The 17,747-nt window shown below is 63.5% G+C and carries 17 protein-coding genes and 1 tRNA gene; 10 read left to right on the forward strand and 8 right to left on the reverse strand.

What is annotated here, in order from left to right:
• Nucleotides 1-60: 60 nt before the first annotated feature.
• Nucleotides 61-1,683, forward strand: coding sequence for an MDR family MFS transporter (locus LB541_RS11515; protein WP_224618453.1), 1,623 nt, complete (start codon nucleotides 61-63; stop codon nucleotides 1,681-1,683).
• A gap of 270 nt (nucleotides 1,684-1,953) precedes the next feature.
• Here LB541_RS11515 and LB541_RS11520 read toward each other — a convergent pair.
• A tRNA-Arg gene (locus tag LB541_RS11520) sits at nucleotides 1,954-2,030 on the reverse strand.
• Nucleotides 2,031-2,255: 225 nt separating this feature from the next.
• Complete coding sequence (locus tag LB541_RS11525; RefSeq protein ID WP_140551653.1) at nucleotides 2,256-3,743, reverse strand: ATP-binding protein; 1,488 nt, start codon at nucleotides 3,741-3,743, stop codon at nucleotides 2,256-2,258.
• A 312-nt stretch (nucleotides 3,744-4,055) separates the two neighbouring features.
• Here LB541_RS11525 and rpmH point away from each other — a divergent pair, with 312 nt between their 5' ends.
• From rpmH to yihA, 5 genes are all read left to right on the forward strand, one after another.
• Nucleotides 4,056-4,190, forward strand: coding sequence for a 50S ribosomal protein L34 (gene rpmH / locus LB541_RS11530; RefSeq protein WP_008833937.1), 135 nt, complete (start codon nucleotides 4,056-4,058; stop codon nucleotides 4,188-4,190).
• Nucleotides 4,191-4,204: 14 nt separating this feature from the next.
• A complete protein-coding gene (gene rnpA / locus LB541_RS11535) occupies nucleotides 4,205-4,558 on the forward strand; it encodes a ribonuclease P protein component (protein WP_140491500.1) in 354 nt (117 codons plus the stop codon).
• Between the two features lie 14 nt (nucleotides 4,559-4,572).
• Nucleotides 4,573-6,393, forward strand: coding sequence for a membrane protein insertase YidC (gene yidC, locus LB541_RS11540; protein WP_224618454.1), 1,821 nt, complete (start codon nucleotides 4,573-4,575; stop codon nucleotides 6,391-6,393).
• 248 nt (nucleotides 6,394-6,641) lie between these two features.
• Nucleotides 6,642-7,280, forward strand: a complete 639-nt coding sequence (locus LB541_RS11545; protein ID WP_140625223.1) for a CatB-related O-acetyltransferase — start codon at nucleotides 6,642-6,644, stop codon at nucleotides 7,278-7,280.
• Complete coding sequence (yihA, locus tag LB541_RS11550; protein ID WP_140491494.1) at nucleotides 7,277-7,936, forward strand: ribosome biogenesis GTP-binding protein YihA/YsxC; 660 nt, start codon at nucleotides 7,277-7,279, stop codon at nucleotides 7,934-7,936. The genes LB541_RS11545 and yihA overlap by 4 nt, the downstream gene beginning before the upstream one ends.
• A gap of 16 nt (nucleotides 7,937-7,952) precedes the next feature.
• Here yihA and LB541_RS11555 read toward each other — a convergent pair whose 3' ends face one another.
• Entirely contained in the window at nucleotides 7,953-8,687 is a 735-nt protein-coding gene (locus LB541_RS11555; RefSeq protein ID WP_140514299.1) for a TetR/AcrR family transcriptional regulator, read from the reverse strand.
• Between the two features lie 127 nt (nucleotides 8,688-8,814).
• Here LB541_RS11555 and LB541_RS11560 point away from each other — a divergent pair, with 127 nt between their 5' ends.
• Together LB541_RS11560 and LB541_RS11565 are read left to right on the forward strand one after the other, a co-directional pair.
• Nucleotides 8,815-9,999 carry an HlyD family secretion protein gene (locus LB541_RS11560; protein WP_224618455.1) on the forward strand — a complete coding sequence of 395 codons (1,185 nt, stop codon included), beginning with the start codon at nucleotides 8,815-8,817 and terminating at the stop codon, nucleotides 9,997-9,999.
• A 22-nt stretch (nucleotides 10,000-10,021) separates the two neighbouring features.
• Nucleotides 10,022-11,614: a DHA2 family efflux MFS transporter permease subunit gene (locus LB541_RS11565; RefSeq protein ID WP_224618456.1), complete on the forward strand. Its 1,593-nt coding sequence runs from the start codon at nucleotides 10,022-10,024 to the stop codon at nucleotides 11,612-11,614.
• Between the two features lie 167 nt (nucleotides 11,615-11,781).
• Here LB541_RS11565 and msrB read toward each other — a convergent pair whose 3' ends face one another.
• From msrB to LB541_RS11585, 4 genes are all read right to left on the reverse strand, one after another.
• Nucleotides 11,782-12,285, reverse strand: a complete 504-nt coding sequence (gene msrB / locus LB541_RS11570) for a peptide-methionine (R)-S-oxide reductase MsrB (RefSeq protein WP_140491485.1) — start codon at nucleotides 12,283-12,285, stop codon at nucleotides 11,782-11,784.
• A gap of 198 nt (nucleotides 12,286-12,483) precedes the next feature.
• On the reverse strand, nucleotides 12,484-13,041 hold the full coding sequence (locus LB541_RS11575; protein ID WP_140655264.1) for a fasciclin domain-containing protein: 558 nt from the start codon (nucleotides 13,039-13,041) through the stop codon (nucleotides 12,484-12,486).
• Nucleotides 13,042-13,259: 218 nt separating this feature from the next.
• On the reverse strand, nucleotides 13,260-13,958 hold the full coding sequence (locus LB541_RS11580; protein ID WP_140524237.1) for an anti-sigma factor domain-containing protein: 699 nt from the start codon (nucleotides 13,956-13,958) through the stop codon (nucleotides 13,260-13,262).
• A complete protein-coding gene (locus tag LB541_RS11585) occupies nucleotides 13,955-14,494 on the reverse strand; it encodes a sigma-70 family RNA polymerase sigma factor (RefSeq protein ID WP_140491478.1) in 540 nt (179 codons plus the stop codon). The genes LB541_RS11580 and LB541_RS11585 overlap by 4 nt, the downstream gene beginning before the upstream one ends.
• Before the next feature lie 146 nt (nucleotides 14,495-14,640).
• On the opposite strand from LB541_RS11585, the gene LB541_RS11590 reads away from it, so the two are divergent.
• Together LB541_RS11590 and argB are read left to right on the forward strand one after the other, a co-directional pair.
• The gene (locus tag LB541_RS11590) at nucleotides 14,641-16,134 is read left to right on the forward strand and encodes an amidase (protein ID WP_140524235.1); all 1,494 of its coding nucleotides are present in this window, start codon (nucleotides 14,641-14,643) and stop codon (nucleotides 16,132-16,134) included.
• 166 nt (nucleotides 16,135-16,300) lie between these two features.
• Complete coding sequence (argB, locus tag LB541_RS11595; protein ID WP_140491474.1) at nucleotides 16,301-17,194, forward strand: acetylglutamate kinase; 894 nt, start codon at nucleotides 16,301-16,303, stop codon at nucleotides 17,192-17,194.
• A gap of 25 nt (nucleotides 17,195-17,219) precedes the next feature.
• Here argB and LB541_RS11600 read toward each other — a convergent pair whose 3' ends face one another.
• Entirely contained in the window at nucleotides 17,220-17,678 is a 459-nt protein-coding gene (locus LB541_RS11600; protein WP_224618460.1) for a RidA family protein, read from the reverse strand.
• Between the last annotated feature and the right edge of the window lie 69 nt (nucleotides 17,679-17,747).

Consider the following 17,747-nt stretch of genomic DNA (forward strand, 5'->3'; position numbering starts at 1 on the left):
TCGCATGGTGGCCGCCACGCCAGTGTCTCACGCGCGCTTCGTCAAACAAGGAATTCAGCCGTGCCCGCAACCCTCACCACCAACCCCACGCCTGCGCCGGCGGCAGCCAAAGCATCGAGCTTGGCGCCCACCGATGCCTCTTCCGCCTCGCTCAAGACCTGGATCGCCGTCATTGGCTCGACGCTCGGCGCCTTCATGGCGGTCCTCAACATCCAGATCGTCAACGCATCCCTCGCCGACATTCAGGGCGCCATCGGCGCCGGCATCGATGACGGCGGCTGGATATCGACCGCCTACCTGGTGGCCGAGATCGTCGTCATTCCTCTCACTGGCTGGCTGTCGCGGGTCTTTTCCATCCGCCTTTATCTTCTGGCCAATGCAATCCTGTTTCTCGCCTTCTCGGTTGCCTGCGCCTTCGCGCAAAACCTTCAGCAGATGATTGTTCTGCGTGCTTTGCAGGGCTTTTGCGGCGGCGTGCTGATCCCGGTCGCCTTCACCATCACCATAACCCTCCTGCCCAAGGCGAAGCAGCCGATCGGATTCGCCCTGTTCGCGCTGTCGGCGACCTTCGCACCGGCCATCGGACCGACAATCGGTGGCTATCTCACCGAGAACTGGGGCTGGCAGTTCATCTTCTATGTCAACTTGGTCCCCGGCGCGCTGATGGTCGGCATGCTGTGGATGTCCCTCGAAAGGGCGCCGATGCAGCTTTCGCTGCTGCGCCAGGGCGACTGGGCCGGGATCATCACCATGGCGATCGGGCTCGGCACCTTGCAGACCGTGCTCGAGGAGGGCAACAAGGACGATTGGTTCGGCTCGCCGTTCATCGTGCGGCTGTCCTTGATCGCCCTCGTCAGCCTCTCGCTTTTCCTGTGGATCGAGTTGAGAAGCGAAAGGCCCTTGCTTAACCTCAGACTGTTCGCCCGCTGGAATTTCGGTTTCTCCATCCTGGCCAGCTTCCTGCTCGGAATTGCGCTCTACGGGGCGGTGTTCATCCTGCCCGTCTATCTCGCGCGCATCCAGGGCTACAACGCCCAGCAGATCGGCATGGTGCTGGCCTGGACAGGCCTGCCGCAACTGGTGCTGATCCCGCTGGTGCCGCAGTTGATGAAGCGTTTCGACATGCGCATTATCGTCGCCTTCGGCTTTGCGCTGTTCGCGGCGAGCAATTTCATGAACATCGAAATGACGGCGACCTACGCGTCGGAGCAGTTCTTTTGGCCGAATGTCGTCCGTGCCGTCGGTCAGGCCCTGGTCATGGTACCCCTGGCTGCGGTCGCTACGGCCGGCATCGAACAGGAGAACGCCGGCTCTGCCTCCGCATTGTTCAACATGATCCGGAATCTCGGCGGCGCCGTCGGCATCGCCATGCTGCAGACTTTTCTGACCAAGCGCGAGCAGTTCCACTCCAACGTGCTGGTGCGGTCGGTGTCGCTGTTCGAAGAGAGCACTCGCGCGCGCATCGAGCATCTGACCCGGTACTTCCTGGCGCATGGCGCCGGCGATCGCGCAGCCGCGATGCACAAGGCCGTCATCGCCATCGGACAGATGGTGCGCAAGCAGGCTTTCATCATGGCTTTCAGCGACGCGTTCTATCTGCTCGGAGCAGCCCTTGTCGTCGCGTTCTTCGCCACGCTGCTGTTGCGCAACCCGGGCCATGTCGAGGCGGGTGGCGCGCACTGAAAGATCGGAAAGAAGAACTACAATGATTTCAAATCCCGAGTACGCCTGCGCGGCCCCGGAATGTGAGTCTGTCACGGTGCACCGCCAGGAGACTCAGCAAATTCGAATGCTTGGCAGAGACTGTGCCGTTCCAAGTAGGGCACTTTAGCCCATAGTGCGATTTTGGCACCGGCTGCCGCCGTCTTGCCAAAACCGGCTGAATTCCGAAAATCGAGCCAGTGGCGTCGCGCTCGAAACGCCTGGAAGTCTATTGATTTCAATAGGATAAAATGGCGCGCCCGAAGAGATTCGAACTCCTGACCCCCAGATTCGTAGTCTGGTGCTCTATCCAGCTGAGCTACGGGCGCGCATCAGGTCATGCTTTCCATGACCCCGCGATCCGATCCTTGAGGACCGGCCGCGAATGTGTGCAGTTCCCTAGCGACTGAATTCGCGAAAAGCAAGCCGATCCGGCAAAAGTTTTGTCGTCGATGCGTCATCCGCTGGATCCGGCCGGAAATCGGGTTGTTCGAAGCGGCATTCAGGGCGAAGGGGGCCGGACCGGTTTGCGGGCGAAACAGCGTCCAAGCCTGTCAGGCCGGGCGGCGCAGCCCGTTGCGGGCCTGGTCGAGCCGCACCGGCTGGTCGGGAATGGTGACGGCGAAGGTGGTGCGCCCGCCAATCGATTCGACCAGCTCCACCGTGCCGCCATGCGCGCGGATCAGTTCATGCGCGATCGCCAGGCCAAGCCCGGTGCCGCCGCTGCGCGCAGAGCCGCGGAACGCCGCGAACAGGTTCTCACGCGCCTTCGGCGGCAGGCCGGGACCGGTGTCGGTCACGACGATGCGGCTGACGCTGCCCATGCGCTCGGCCGAAACCGCCAGCCGGCGCACCACGGCGCTCTCCGTGTCCGCCGCCATCGCCTGCACGGCGTTGCGGCACAGATTGGTGAGCACGCGGAACAACTGGTCGGAATCGGCGTCCACCTCGAACGCCTTTTCGACCGCGTTGATGAACTCGATGCCTTCCTCGATGTCGAGCAGCCCGTGCACGTCCTCGACCAGCTGGCGCAGCCGCACGCGCCGGCGCGAAGGCGGCGGCTCCTGCGTACGGCCGTAATGAAGCACGCCTTCCGAGTAGGAGACCGCACGGTCGAGCGCACGCAGGAGCTTCGGCGCGAAGGCCTGCACGGTCGGATCCTTGACCTGGCGCAGGCGGTCCGAAATGAGCTGCGCCGAGGCCAGGATGTTGCGCATGTCGTGGTTGATCTTCGACACGGCGAGGCCGAGGTCGGCCAGGTGCTTCTGCTCGGTCAGCATCTTCTGTAACCGCTCCTGCATCTGCGACAGCTCGCGCTCGGCCACCCCGATCTCATCGGCGCGAGCGGCGGGATGAATGATCCGGCTGGGGTCGTCGGGGGCCTGCGAGAAGGACAGCATGGAGCGCGTCATGTTGCGGATCGGTCCGATCATGATCAGGTCGATCGCGGCATAGACCAGCATGGCCGTGAACAGCGAGATCAGCAGCGAGACGAAGGCGACGTTGCGCGAATAGATAAGCATCGCCTTGCGCAGGCTGTAGTCCGGCATGATCAGCTCGAACTCCTTGTCGCTGTCGCCGACCGGCCCGAAGACGCGCAGCATCCGGTTGCCGCCGAAAAACAGCGTGTCGAGCGCGCCGGTCATGCCCTTGACCATGCCGACGCTGGCGAGGTCGATGTGCTCGTCGACCTGCGGCGGCATATCGGCCACCACAAGCAGCCGCGACACGCCGCCGTCGCGCACCGCGATCGCCTTGGCGCCGATCGCCATAAGCACGTCGTTCTGCGCCGTGCGCGACAGCGAGGTCGGTTCGCCCTGCACCAGCACGATCGATACGGCCGCGGCGGTGCTCAGCCGCTCCTTGAGCCAGGCCAGCCGGTAGCTGGCGATCCAGGGCAGGAAGATGAGCACTTCTGCCAAAAGCACGAAAACGATGGTCAACAGCAGCAGTTTTGTCGACAGGCCGCGCGACAAGGGTACGCTGCGGACGGCGGCTGGCGCTGGTCCTGTCCCTTCCTCGGCGTGCGTGGTTTCGCTCATGCGGTCCTGTCTTCACAATCGCTTGATCAGCCCAGATTAGGCGATTGCGGCTTTTTTGCCAATTTCCCCCTTGGTCGGAGAGATATAATTGCCGCCGAAAGTGCGCATCCCGGGCCCGGCGACACCGGCCCGGCACCGGCCCGGCACCGGCCCGGCACCGGATTGACTTCCAAAACCCTTCTTTCTATAAGCCCGCTCACGCTCGGGCCATTCGTCCCGGCGCGGTTTCGATCGCGCCAAAGCCGGCCCGGCAAAGCTCCTGTTACAGAGTGACAGAATCAAGAAGGGCCGCACCCCGCGGTATTAAAACAAATGAAGCGTACCTACCAACCGTCCAAACTCGTCCGCAAACGCCGGCACGGTTTCCGTGCCCGCATGGCCACCAAGGGTGGTCGCGGCGTCGTCGCAGCTCGCCGCAACCGCGGCCGCAAGCGGCTCAGCGCCTGAGCGAGACAAGATCGTTGCCCGCAACCGGCAAGCCAGTGGGACAAAATCCCAAGCGGCTTCTGAAACGCGCGGAATTCCTGGCCGTCCGCCGTGGTGAAAAACGTCGCGGGCGGTTTTTCCTCGTCGAGGTCCTCGACCGCGGCGACGGCGGCGCGCCGCGCGTCGGCTACACCGTCACCAAGAAGGTCGGCAACGCGGTCGTGCGCAACCGCGTCAGGCGGCGGCTGAAAGAGGCCGTGCGCACCCATGCGGCCGATGACATGATGCCCGGCAATGATTATGTCATCGTCGGGCGCGATGATGCGCTCCGCGCCCCGTTCGGCCAGTTGAAGGTCGAACTCTCCCGCCGACTTCGCGGAACACGATAGGCCAAGGGCTCTCGATGGAAAACAACCGAAACTTCTTCATCACCATCGCGCTGTCGGTGCTGATCCTGACCCTGTGGCAGGTCTTCTACATGAACCCGCGCGTCGAACAGCAGCGCGAGGCGGCGCGCGTCGAGCAGCAGCGCGTGGAAGAGCAGAAGAAGGCGGCGGAGACAGCCAATCCGGGCGCGGCAACGCCGGCGCCGGCCGGCACCGCTCCCGGTGCCATCCCCAACGCGCCGGGCGGCGACACCGTCACCGCGGCCAGCCGCGACCAGGCGCTGGCGGCTTCGAAGCGCGTCAAGATCGATACGCCGAGCCTGGAAGGCTCGATCAACCTGACCGGCGGCCGTCTCGACGACCTCAAGCTCAAGCACTACACCGAAACCGTCGACAAGAATTCGCCCAAGATCGAACTGCTCAACCCTTCGGAGCTGCCCAGCGGCTACTTCGCCGAGATCGGCTTCGTCGGCAACGACAAGACGGGCACGGTACCGGGCGCGGATACGGTGTGGAACGTCGAAGGCAATCCGACGCTGACCCCGTCGACGCCGGTGACGCTGACTTACACCAGTGACAAGGGGTTGACCTTCAAGCGCACCTTCTCTGTGGACAGCGACTACATGTTCACCGTTTCCGACGAGGTGCGCAACTCGGGTTCGGCCCCGGTTACGCTGTCGAATTACGGCCGCGTCACGCGCTACGACAAGCCGGCAGTCGCCAGCACCTACGTGCTGCATGAAGGCCTGATCGGCTTCACCGGTGCGGAAGGCCTGCAGGAACACAAATACGCGTCCATCGAGAAGGACAAGGAAGTCAAGCCGGGCAAGTCGACGGACGGCTGGCTTGGCATCACCGACAAATACTGGGCGGTGACGGTGGTTCCGAGCGAGAAGCAGCCGTTCCAGCCGCGCTTCGGCTATTTCGTGGACGGCCGCCACCGCTACCAGTCCGACTTCCTCACCGACCCGATCAATGTCGAGGCCGGCCAGTCGGCAACCGTCGAGACCGAGGTCTTCGCCGGCGCCAAGGAAGTCGCCAAGATCAATGCCTATGCCGAAGACCGCCACATCAAGCGGTTCGACCTGCTGATCGACTGGGGTTGGTTCCACTTCATCACCAAGCCGATGTTCTGGCTGATCGACACGCTCTACAAATTCCTCGGCAATTTCGGCCTGGCGATCCTCGCCACCACCGTCATCGTCAAGGCCATCTTCTTCCCGCTCGCCAACAAGTCCTACGCGTCGATGGCGAACATGAAGAAGGTGCAGCCCAAGATGCTCGAGATCCGCGAGAAATACGCGGACGACAAGATGAAGCAGCAGCAGGCGATGATGGAGCTGTACAAGACCGAGAAGATCAATCCGCTCGCCGGCTGCTGGCCGGTGGCGCTGCAGATCCCGGTCTTCTTCTCGCTCTACAAGGTGCTCTACATCACCATCGAGATGCGCCATGCGCCGTTCTTCGGCTGGATCCAGGATCTGGCCGCGCCCGATCCGACCTCGATCTTCAACCTGTTCGGGCTGATCCCGATCACGCTTCCCCACATGCTGATGATCGGCGTCTGGCCGCTGATCATGGGCGTCACCATGTTCCTGCAGATGCGCATGAACCCGACGCCGCCGGATCCGACGCAGGCAGCCATCTTCACCTGGATGCCCGTCATCTTCACCTTCATGATGGCTGGGTTCCCGGCAGGCCTGGTCATCTACTGGGCCTGGAACAACACGCTGTCGATCCTCCAGCAAGGCGTGATCATGAAGCGCCAGGGCGCCAAGATCGAACTGTGGGACAATCTGCTAGCGCTGTTCCGCAAGAAACCGTCGCCAGCGGAATAGAGGCGCCGGCTCACGATTCAAAAAACCCGGCTCGTCCGGGTTTTTTCTTGTGCGCCGGCATCGGTCCACGTCCGCCCGCGATGGGCGAAACTGCAAACGCGCGGCACCGTCCGATCCGGCAAATGCGCTTGTCCACCATCGAAGACTCGCTACCGGGGCGATTGGTGCTATACGGCGGATTACGCTACTTTGACGAGGTGTGCGCCGACGCGGGACGCGTCCGCCAGCCAATTCCCGGACGAACCGCCATGACCGGACCCAATCCCGACATCAAGCACCCGATCCCGATGCACACGCGCGTCGGCTTCCTCAAGGCGCTGGTGAGCGCGCCCAACATCGAGATCGGCGACTTCACCTATTATGACGATCCGGAAGGGCCGGATAAATTCGCCGAGAAATGCGTGCTGCACCACTATCCCTTCATCGGCGACAGGCTGATCATCGGCAAGTTCTGCGCCATCGCCGAAGGTGCCCGCTTCATCATGAACGGCGCCAACCACGCCATGTCCGGTTTTTCGACCTATCCGTTCAACATTTTCGGCCATGGCTGGGAAAAGGGTTTCGACCCCGCCACATGGTCGAAGGAGGTGCGCGGCGACACGGTGGTCGGCAACGATGTCTGGATCGGCATGGAGGCAGTGATCCTGCCGGGGGTGCAAATCGGCCATGGCGCCATCGTCGCGGCGAAGTCCGTGGTCACGCACGACGTGCGTCCCTATGCCATCGTCGCCGGCAACGCGGCCAAGGTCGTCAAGATGCGTTTCGACGACAGGACGATCCGGCGGCTGCTGGCGGTGGCTTGGTGGGATTGGCCGGTGGACAAGATCAGCCGCAACCTCGATGCCATCAGGGGCGCCGATATTTCTCTTCTGGAGACAGCAGCTTGAACGCTCAATACAGCACCACGATCGGCACGGACCTGTTTACCCGCGGGTGGATCTTCATCCGCGGTGTGCCCGCCATGAAGTTCCTGCCGCCGGAAGGGCCGCCGGAAATCGCCTTTGCCGGCCGCTCCAACGTCGGCAAGTCGTCGCTGATCAACGCTCTGGTCAACCAGAAGGGCCTGGCGCGCACCTCCAACACGCCGGGGCGCACGCAGGAACTCAATTATTTCGTGCCGGACGGATTTTCGGGGGAGGGCGCCGACCTGCCGCCAATGGCATTGGTCGACATGCCGGGCTACGGCTATGCCACCGCGCCCAAGGAAAAGGTCGACGATTGGACGAAGCTGGTCTTCGACTATCTCAAGGGCCGTGTCACGCTGAAGCGGGTTTATGTGCTGATCGACGCCCGCCACGGCATCAAGGCCAAGGACGACGAGGTGCTGTCGCTGCTCGACAAGGCGGCGGTTTCGTACCAGGTCGTGCTGACCAAGACCGACAAGATCAAGGCCGCCGGCGTGCCGCGGCTGATTGAGGAGACGCTTGCCAAGATCAAGAAGCGACCGGCGGCGTTTCCTTTCGTGCTGGCGACGTCATCGGAAAAGGCCGAGGGCCTGGAGGAGCTGCGCGCCGCGATCGTGCTCGCGGCCAATGGCGGTTAGCGGCACAAAAGCCGGGTTAAGCCTTCGCCTCCAGGGCGATCATCTTGTGGCTTTCCTCCGCGGCAAGCATTTCGGTGCCATAGGCCTTCAGGAACATGTCGACGCCCGACCTGACGATATGGTCGATTTCGTCCTGGTTCGGCGCCTTGGCGCGATAGGCGAAGATGCACTGCCGGAAAAGACCGGCCAGGCAGAGTTCGGTGAACTGATAGGCGGCAAGGTCGACATCGTCGATCTTGAGCAGGCCACGGTCGATGGCGGCATTGAGGAAGGTCACGACCTTGTCGTGGCCGCGTTTGGGGCCGCGTTCGTAAAACCGCGCGCCCATGTCGGGTATCCTGTCGGAGGCGCCGATCACCGTGCGCTGGGCCTGGATGACCTTGGCCGAGGTGATCTTCATGGACAGGACCTTGCCGAATTTCACCAGCGTCTCGCGCAGGTCGTCGGCACGGTCGAGCACGTCATACATGTTCTTGAAGATCGTGCCGCGCTCTTCCTCGATCAGCGCCTCGAACAGCTCTTCCTTGTTGGCGAAGTAGACATAGATGGTGCCTTTCGACACGCCGGCTTCCCGCGTGATGTCGTTCATCGAGGCCGCCTCGAAGCCCTTGTCGATGAAGACCCGGCGGGCGCCATCGATGATCTGGCTGCGCTTGACCGGATCCTGTCCAGCAGCCGGGCGGCCGCGGCGCAAGCCGTCCAGCAGGTCGCCGCAATTGTCGTTTTCGACGTCGGGCGTTGTGTCGGCCATTAAAGTCACACCTCGAAAATAATTCGAACCAAGCGGTTCGATTGCCTCTTGATATGGCCCTCTTTAGGCGCTATGTCAACGGCCGGATCGAACCGAACGGTTCAGTATTATAACTTAGAGAGATGTCATGTCCTCGAACGCGCCGTCCACCGCCGAAGTCCGTCCTTTCCCCAACGCCAAGATCGCCCCGGCGACGGAAGCACCGGAAGTTCCCGTCCAGCCAGTCGCCGCGCCGCCTCTGGCGGAAACTCCGCCGAAGAAAAAGCGTTCCGTGCGCTCCTTCCTGCTGCCGATCATCGGCGTCGCCCTGCTCGGCGCCGGCGCCTGGTACGGCTATGATTACTGGACCACCGGCCGTTTCATGATTTCGACCGACGACGCCTATGTCCAGGCCGACATGGCTTTCATTTCGCCCAAGATCTCCGGCTATGTCGATCAGGTCAAGGTCAGCGAGAACCAGCAGGTCAAGGCCGGCGATCCGCTGCTGACGGTCGATGACGGCGACTATAAAATAGCGGTCGCCCAGGCCGAGGCGCAGATCGCCACGCTGGCCAAAACGCTCGATCGCATCGATGCGCAGACCAAGGCGGCACAGGCCTCCTTGCAGCAGGCGCAGGCCGCCAAGACCGCCGATCAGGCCGCTGCGGCCAATGCCGCGCGCGCCCAGCAGCGCGCCGCGCAACTGCTCAAGACCCATGTCGGTACGCAGGCGCAACTCGACGACGCCCAGACGGCGCTCGACCAGGCCAACGCCGCTCTCGTCGGCGCCGACGCGCAGATCGCCGCAGCACAAGCCAATATCGGCGTGCTGGAGGCGCAGCGTGCTGAATCGGCAAGCACGCTGGCATCCTTGCAGCTCAGCCGCGACAAGGCCGCGCGCGACCTTTCCTTCACGGTGCTCAAGGCGCCCTATGACGGCGTCGTCGGCAACCGTTCCGTCGAGCAGGGCGACCTCGTGAGCCCCGGCCAGAAGCTCGCCGTCATCGTCCCGATGAACAAGCTCTACATCGTCGCCAACTTCAAGGAGACCCAGCTTGCCCGGCTGGTGCCCGGCGAAAAGGTCAGGATTTCGGTCGATGCCATCGACGGCGAGCCCATCGAGGGCACTGTCTCCTCGCTGGCGCCGGCCTCGGGCGCCGTGTTCTCGCTGCTGCCGCCGGAAAACGCCACCGGCAATTTCACCAAAGTGGTGCAGCGCGTCCCGGTCCGCATCGACGTGCCGGCCGATGCGCTGAAGAGCGGCAGGCTGCGCGCCGGCTTGAGCGTCGTTGTCGCCGTCGACAGCCGCACCGCGCCGGCCGCGATCAACTGAGCGCGCTCCGGGGAGCAACGCCATGGCCACCGCAACCCTGACCACAGGAGCGCCGCCGGCGAGGGCGGCTGTGCCTGACACCATCTCGACGCGGCGCGTCATAGCCTTCCTGGCGATGGTGTTCGGCATGTTCATGGCCATCCTGGACATCCAGATCGTCTCGGCCTCGCTGGCCGAGATCCAGGCTGGCCTGAGCGCCAGTTCCGACGAGATCCCTTGGGTGCAGACGGCCTATCTGATCGCCGAGGTGGTCATGATCCCCCTGTCCGGCTTTCTCAGCCGGATGCTGTCGACGCGTGTTCTGTTCACAATTTCGGCGGCGGGTTTTACCGCCGCAAGCGCGCTCGCCGCGACCGCCACCAACATCGACCAGATGATCGTTTACCGCGCCATCCAGGGTTTTATCGGCGGCGGCATGATCCCCAGCGTCTTCGCGGCCGCCTTCACCATCTTCCCGCCGTCGCGCCGTGCCGTCGTGTCGCCGATGATCGGCCTGGTGGCCACCCTGGCGCCCACCATCGGTCCGACCGTCGGCGGCTATATCAGCCACGCAATGTCCTGGCACTGGTTGTTCCTCGTCAATGTCGTGCCCGGCATCCTGGTGACGACGGCGGCCTGGTCGCTGATCGATTTCGACAAGCCCAACCTCAAGCTGTTCTCGAAGTTCGACTGGTGGGGCCTTGCCGGCATGGCGGCGTTCCTCGGCTGCATGGAATATGTGCTCGAGGAAGGCCCGAACAATGATTGGCTGCAGGATCAGGCGGTGTTCATCTGTGCCGTCGTCATGACCTTCGGCGCGGTGCTGTTCTTCTGGCGGGTGTTCACCGCCGAGGAGCCGATCGTCGATCTCAAGGCGTTCAGCAATATCAACTTCGCCTTCGGCTCGCTGTTCTCCTTCGTGATCGGCATCGGCCTCTACGGCCTCACCTATCTCTACCCCGTGTTCCTCGGGCGCATCCGCGGCTACGATTCGATGATGATCGGCGAGGCGCTGTTCGTCAGCGGCCTGGCGATGTTCTTCACCGCGCCGGTCTCGGGCATCCTGTCGAACAAGATGGACCCGCGCCTGATGATGATGATCGGCTTCTTCGGCTTTGCCACCGGAACATGGTGGATGACGCACCTGACCGCCGACTGGGATTTCTACGAGCTGCTCATCCCGCAGATCCTGCGCGGCTGTTCGATGATGCTGTGCATGGTGCCGATCAACAACATCGCGCTCGGCACGCTGCCGCCCGAGCGGCTGAAGAATGCATCGGGCCTGTTCAACCTGACCCGTAATCTCGGCGGTGCCGTCGGCCTCGCCCTGATCAACACGGTGCTGATCGACCGCAACGCCTTCCACTATGCAAGGCTCTCCGAGCACGTGCAGTGGGGAAGTGCGGCCGCGCAGCAGAAGCTTCAGAACATGACGCTCAGTTTCGAGCAGACCACCGGCCTGGACGCCGCCAGCGCGGCGATCTCGAAATTGTCGGGCATGGTCCAGCAGCAGGCGGCGCTGCTGTCCTTCATGGACGTGTTCTACATGCTGACGGTGCTGTTCGCGACGCTTGGCCTGTTCACCATGATGATCCGCAAACCGGCGGCCGCCGGCGGTGGTGGCGGCGGGCACTGACACCAGGGCAATACCGGAGAAACGATTTGCGTCCTGAATCGCGCTGGAAGCAAGGAAACACGGGCAGCCGTTTCGGGAAGCTCCTCCAGTCCACGCCCGAAATGACTGACCGCTAAAAAACTCCGGGTCGCAAGCCCGGAGTTTTTTCATATCGCGGCCGCATGGTCTCAGGCTGTGGCGGGCTTGAAGCTCAGCGCCACGCCGTTGATGCAGTGACGCAGCCCGGTCGGCGGCGGGCCGTCGTCGAAGACATGGCCCAGATGGCCGCCGCAGCGGCGGCAGTGGACCTCGGTGCGAGTCATGCCGAGCGACCGGTCCTGCGTCTTGCCGACGGCATTGGCGATCTCCTGCCAGAAACTCGGCCAGCCGGTGCCGGAATCGAACTTCGTCTCGGAGGAGTAAACCGGCAGGTCGCAGCCGGCGCAGGCGAAGACGCCCTTGCGGTGCTCGTTGAGCAATGGGCTGGTGCCGGGATATTCGGTGCCTTCCTTGCGCAGCACGTCGAAGGCCGCGGGAGACAGGATCGCGCGCCATTCGGCATCGGTCTTGGTGACTTCGAAGGTCTCCGCCGCACGTGCATCCTGCGATCCGCCCATGCGCAGCAGAGATGCCGTGCCGGCCACCACGCCGATGGCGGCGGCGCCGCTCAAGAGAAAGTCGCGACGGTTCATGGCCTATCCTCCTGCTGTCTGTTTGCCACATTCGACGCTCGGCTGAAAATCAAAAGCCGTTGAGGGCCGAACGTTACCCGCACCAGCCTCCTGGATGGAGCCACAGTGCGTAGCGGACGCCTGCCGGCGCAACGCGTGTACGAAGCCGCGCACCGGCAGGAGAGCCCTGCTGCCTGTTCGCCGGCAGCGAGCTGTTTGTTACATCTTCGGCAAAAGAACCTTGTCGATGACGTGGATGACGCCATTGGACTGCCTGACGTCGGCAATCGTCACATGGGCGACATTGCCGTTCTCGTCCGTGACGGTGACCTTGCCCTTGTCGGCCTTGAGCGTCAGCTCGCAGCCGCCGGCGGTCTTGACCACATGCGCGCCGCCATCGGCCCTGGCCATCTTGGCGACGTCGGCGGCCATCGCTTTCGCCGCGATCACATGGCACGTCAGGACCTTGGTCAGCTTGTCCTTGTTCTCGGGCTTGAGCAGCGTTTCGACCGTGCCGGCCGGAAGTGCTGCAAAGGCCTCGTTGGTGGGAGCGAAGACGGTGAAGGGCCCGGCACCCTGCAGCGTGTCGACCAGGCCCGCTGCCTTGACGGCAGCGACCAGCGTCGTGTGGTCCTTCGAATTGACGGCGTTCTCGATGATGTTCTTCTTGGCGTACATGGGTGCGCCCCCGACCATCGGATTGGCGGCGTAGGCGATGGTGCCGAGCGCTGAGAGGCCGATCGTACCGGCGAGCAAAAGGGTGGCGAGTTTACGCATGATGTAAGTCTCCTCGGGTTGTTTTCCCCATCATTGGGAACGCGAGGAGATACGGCCCATGAAGAACTTAGTTTCGCTTTCTATGAAAGAATTCTTTTATTCCGAATGACGCCCGGTGATTTCAGTAGATAGGCTGATCCAACCGCGGGAATTTGGTCCGCGGTTATGCAAAAATAGACTTCACTATTTTGTAAGGCGACGGTCCGGGCGGGGAGCCATCAGATGCCCTTCAGGTCGCCTGCCGCGACCACCGGTCCCGTCGGCTGGCCGGTCGGCGAACCGCCTGAAGGCTCGAGGCTGACCGCCAGCACGGCGCCCTGCGCAAGTTTCTGCTGCACGGCCGGCGAAACCGCCACATGCGCAGCCTTCCCGGCCGGGATGACGCCCATCGAAACCGGCGCGTTCTTGCCCACGATCACCCACAGTTCGAAGTCCTTGCCGGAGGCCCGCTCACCGGAAACGTGCGACAGGCCGACTTCATGATGCGCCGCGTCATAGACGACGAGGTATCTGACGTCGCTGCCTTCGGCGGCCAGCGAGGCGACAAGCTGTGGTTGTTGGAGCGGCGGGTTGATGAAAGGCAAGGCGATGTAGATCGCCAGCGCCGCGATGGCGGCGGCGGCAAGGCCGCGCCAGAAGGCAAGGCTCGACCATAGGCCGGCGCGAGGCTGCGAGGCGAACAGCCGGCGATCGATCGCCTCCTTGACCCTGATCGGAGGTTCTGTCCCGGGATAGGCGACGGCCAAGGGCGAAAAATGGGCCTCCCAGGCATCGACAAGCCGAGCGAATGCGGCGTCGCCATCGATGCGGCGGGACGCGATCTGGCGTTCTTCCGCTGTCAGGACGCCAAGAACATATTCGGCGGCGAACAGGTCGTCGCCTCCACGTTCCGGTCCGTCGTCGTCTACCAGCGTCATCTTTCCAGACACTCTCTGAGCTTCAGCAGGCTGCGCCGCAGCCAGGTTCGCATCGTGTTCAGCGGCACGCCATGGCGCTCCGCCAGTTCGGCATAGCTCTCGCCGTTCAGATAGGCGCCCCGGACAGCCGCTGCCCGGCCCTTCTCCAATTCCTCGAGACAATGGTAGATGCGCTCGGACTCGCCACCTGCCACGGTCATGGCCTCCGGTCCCGGCGCCGGATCGGCCACATCGAGCGCGGCATCGATATAGGCGGCAGGTTCCCGCCGCGCCCTGATACGATCGATCGCATGGTTGCGCGCGATGGCCACCAGCCAGGAAATCGGGCTTAGATCCGAGACGGCGAAACGGTCCGCCTTCGTCCATATCTTGACGAAGACCTCCTGAAGCGCCTCTTCGGCATCTCCCCGGTCCTTCAATACACGAAGGCAAACACCGAAAAGTTTCGCGCTGGTCTGCCGGTACAACAGATCGAACGAAGCCCGGTCCTTCATCGAAGTCCGGACAATCAGATTGCTGATCTCCTGTGGCGTCATGTCGGCAAATTAGGGGATTGCGATGTATTTGCAACGGCGCAAATTTCCGTACACCCAAAGCTTTCCGCACCGCGCCGCACTCGTTCCATCGCTCGATTGCCAACGGATTGGCCGCTGGTTACCTTGCCTGGATCGGGGGAGCGCGCATGTCGGTCGAACGAGTGCTGTGGGAAGAAGACGCCACCGGCCTTGCCACGTTGGTGCGCAAGGGCGAGGTTTCGCCGGTCGAACTGGTCGACGCGGCGATCGCGCGCGCCGAGGCCAGCCGGCCTGAAATCAATGCCACGGCCGAGACACTCTACGATGCGGCGCGCAGCCGGGCGAAGGGCATCGATCGTTCCCTACCGCTGGCCGGCGTGCCCTTCGCCATCAAGGATCTCGGCATCGCCATCAAGGGCGTGCCGTCGCATGGCGGCAGCCGCATCCCCGCCTGGATGCCCGAGGTCAGTTCGGTGCTGACCGAACGCTATCTCGCCGCCGGACTGACACCCATCGTCACCTCGACATCGCCCGAACACGGGCTGCGGCTGATGACCGAATCAAAAGCCTTCGGCATCACCCGCAATCCCTGGAACACCGGCCACACCAGCGGCGGCTCGTCCGGCGGCGCTGCGGCACTGGTCGCCGCCGGCGTCGTGCCGGTGGCGCATGCCTCAGATGGCGGCGGCTCGATCCGCGTGCCTTCTGCCTGCACCGGGCTGGTCGGTCTCAAGACCTCGCGCGGCCGCGTCCCGCTGTCGCCATTGGTGAGCGAAAGCTGGTACGGCATGGTGGTCGACCATGCCGTCACCCGCTCGGTGCGCGATTGCGCCCTGCTGCTTGACCTCACCCATGGCCCCGACCCGCTCGCACCCTATGTCGCGCCGCCGCCGAAGGGTGCGTTCGCCGCGGCTGCCGCCCGCGATCCCGGCAAGCTCAAGCTCGCAATGTACCGGAACTCTCCGCTCGGCCTGCCGATTTCGGCCGAGACGCTGAAAGCGCTCGATACCGCGGTGGCGCTCGCCCGCGAGGGCGGCCACAGCGTCGAGGAAATCGATTTGCCCTCCATCGGTCGCGACTTCTTCGCCGATTTCTGCAGAACGGTTGCCTCGGCTGTCGCAGGCATGTTGCGGGCCGAGGCGGTGCGCGTCGGCCGCACCGTCACCGGCGACATCGAGCGCGCGACGCGGGTGCTCGGCCGACTGGGCGAAATGGTCTCGGCCGGCGAGACCTATGCCGGCTTGCAGCGGCTGCATGCCGCCTCGCGGCAACTGATTGCGGAGACGGCGCGTTACGACGCCGTGCTGATGCCTGTTATCGCCCACCCGCCGCTCGCTTGCGGTGCGATGGACCCGAAGGGTGCCGACGAGCTCATCGAGAATATGCTCGACAAGCTTCGCCTCACGGCGCTGCTCAGGATCGAACCGCTGTTCGGCCAGTTGATGGACAAGAGCCTGTGGTTCACTCACTGGCCGGCGATCCAGAATGTCAGCGGCCAGCCTTCCATCGCGCTCCCTGTTTACGTCACCGAAGCCGGCCTGCCGCTCGGCGTCCAGGCCGCGGGCCGCCCCGGTGACGAGGAGACGCTTTTGTCCCTGGCCGCGCAGATGGAGAAGATCTCCGGTTGGCTTGGCCGCAGGGCGCCGCTTATGGTGCCTTAAGTGATGACGAGGTCGTGAGCCGCCCGAATATGACAGCAAAGCCGTTTGCGGCCCGCGTCAATTCCCGCTAAGACGCCGCCGTCTTTACCTGATGCATGTCGCCAAAAATGCGCAGCGGTTTTGGGGCAACGACAGGCATGAAATCAAAAGCCAGGGAACCACGCCGATGACGGACATCGCCGCCACCGCCGAAATGCAGGCCGCCCTGCTGTCGCGGGCGCTGCCCTACATGCAGCGCTACGAGAACAAGACGGTGGTGGTGAAATATGGCGGCCACGCCATGGGCGACAGCGAACTCGGCAAAGCCTTCGCGCGCGACATCGCGCTGTTGAAACAGTCCGGCGTCAACCCGATCGTCGTCCATGGCGGCGGGCCGCAGATCGGCGCCATGCTCAACAAGATGGGCATTGAATCCAAATTCGAGGGCGGCCTGCGCGTCACCGACCAGAAGACGGTCGAGATCGTCGAGATGGTGCTGGCGGGCTCTATCAACAAGGAGATCGTCGCGCTCATCAACGCCGAGGGCGAATGGGCGATCGGCCTGTGCGGCAAGGACGGCAACATGGTGTTCGCCGAAAAGGCGCGCAAGACCATGATCGACCCGGACTCCAACATCGAGCGCGTGCTCGATCTCGGCTTCGTCGGCGAGCCGGTCGAGGTCGACCGCACGCTGCTCGACCTTCTGGCGCGCTCCGAGATGATCCCGGTGCTGGCACCTGTGGCGCCCGGCCGCGATGGTCACACCTACAACATCAATGCCGATACCTTCGCCGGCGCCATCGCCGGCGCCTGCAAGGCCTCGCGTCTTCTGTTCCTCACCGATGTGCCGGGCGTGCTCGACAAGGACAAGAAGCTGATCGACGAGCTGACGGTCGCCGAGGCCAAGGCGCTGATCAAGGACGGCACGGTGTCGGGCGGCATGATCCCGAAGGTCGAGACCTGCATCGAGGCGATCGAGCGCGGCGTCGAAGGCGTCGTCATCCTCAACGGCAAGACGCCGCATTCGGTGCTGCTTGAACTGTTCACCGAGCACGGCGCCGGCACGCTGATCGTGCCCTGATATTTGTGGGCTGTCGCGCCCGGCGCTAATCCGGCAGAGCGGCGACCGCCACGATCTCGATGACGAGATCGGGATGCGCAAGTGCGGCAACCCCGATTACCTCCGAGGGCGGCGGATTGTTGTAGCTGCAGTGCTTCGGGCAGTGCGCGGCGAAGAATTCGTCCATGACGTCCAGCCGGAAATTGGGGGAACTCAGAACGCCGCCGTCCGGAAATGGTCCTTTGACATATTGGGTGATCTTGACGAGATGCTCGAGCGAGCTGCCAAGCTCCTCCAGGTCCGATTTGATGGTCGTCAAAATGGAGCGCCATTGCGTCGCCGCGTCCCCGACGGCGCCACCTTTGCCCGTCGACGGGTCGTAATTTTCGGCCGTGCCCGTATTGCCGGCGAGAAAGACATAGCCCCTGGCGCCGCTGACGACGGTGCCTTTTCCCCAAGGCATCAGCCGGCCCTCTTTCATCTTTTTATGGGTGACAAGCTCCATCGCTTCCTCCTGCCGGACACCCTCTGCTTCCAGGAAGTAGCGCGCAGCCTGGTAACGGCCAGCGTGAAA

The organism is Mesorhizobium sp. BR1-1-15, assembly GCF_020165475.1.
Lineage (GTDB): Bacteria > Pseudomonadota > Alphaproteobacteria > Rhizobiales > Rhizobiaceae > Mesorhizobium.

What these genes read in the sequence shown, in the direction of transcription:
- LB541_RS11590 (WP_140524235.1), top strand. Translation starts at nt 14,641, where the DNA reads ATGTCGGTCGAACGAGTGCTGTGGGAAGAAGACGCCACCGGCCTTGCC.
- LB541_RS11545 (WP_140625223.1), top strand. Translation starts at nt 6,642, where the DNA reads ATGACCGGACCCAATCCCGACATCAAGCACCCGATCCCGATGCACACG.
- LB541_RS11555 (WP_140514299.1), bottom strand. Translation starts at nt 8,687, where the DNA reads ATGGCCGACACAACGCCCGACGTCGAAAACGACAATTGCGGCGACCTG.
- LB541_RS11565 (WP_224618456.1), top strand. Translation starts at nt 10,022, where the DNA reads ATGGCCACCGCAACCCTGACCACAGGAGCGCCGCCGGCGAGGGCGGCT.
- msrB (WP_140491485.1), bottom strand. Translation starts at nt 12,285, where the DNA reads ATGAACCGTCGCGACTTTCTCTTGAGCGGCGCCGCCGCCATCGGCGTG.
- LB541_RS11575 (WP_140655264.1), bottom strand. Translation starts at nt 13,041, where the DNA reads ATGCGTAAACTCGCCACCCTTTTGCTCGCCGGTACGATCGGCCTCTCA.
- argB (WP_140491474.1), top strand. Translation starts at nt 16,301, where the DNA reads ATGACGGACATCGCCGCCACCGCCGAAATGCAGGCCGCCCTGCTGTCG.
- LB541_RS11600 (WP_224618460.1), bottom strand. Translation starts at nt 17,678, where the DNA reads ATGGAGCTTGTCACCCATAAAAAGATGAAAGAGGGCCGGCTGATGCCT.
- yidC (WP_224618454.1), top strand. Translation starts at nt 4,573, where the DNA reads ATGGAAAACAACCGAAACTTCTTCATCACCATCGCGCTGTCGGTGCTG.
- rpmH (WP_008833937.1), top strand. Translation starts at nt 4,056, where the DNA reads ATGAAGCGTACCTACCAACCGTCCAAACTCGTCCGCAAACGCCGGCAC.
- LB541_RS11580 (WP_140524237.1), bottom strand. Translation starts at nt 13,958, where the DNA reads ATGACGCTGGTAGACGACGACGGACCGGAACGTGGAGGCGACGACCTG.
- LB541_RS11560 (WP_224618455.1), top strand. Translation starts at nt 8,815, where the DNA reads ATGTCCTCGAACGCGCCGTCCACCGCCGAAGTCCGTCCTTTCCCCAAC.
- LB541_RS11585 (WP_140491478.1), bottom strand. Translation starts at nt 14,494, where the DNA reads ATGACGCCACAGGAGATCAGCAATCTGATTGTCCGGACTTCGATGAAG.
- LB541_RS11525 (WP_140551653.1), bottom strand. Translation starts at nt 3,743, where the DNA reads ATGAGCGAAACCACGCACGCCGAGGAAGGGACAGGACCAGCGCCAGCC.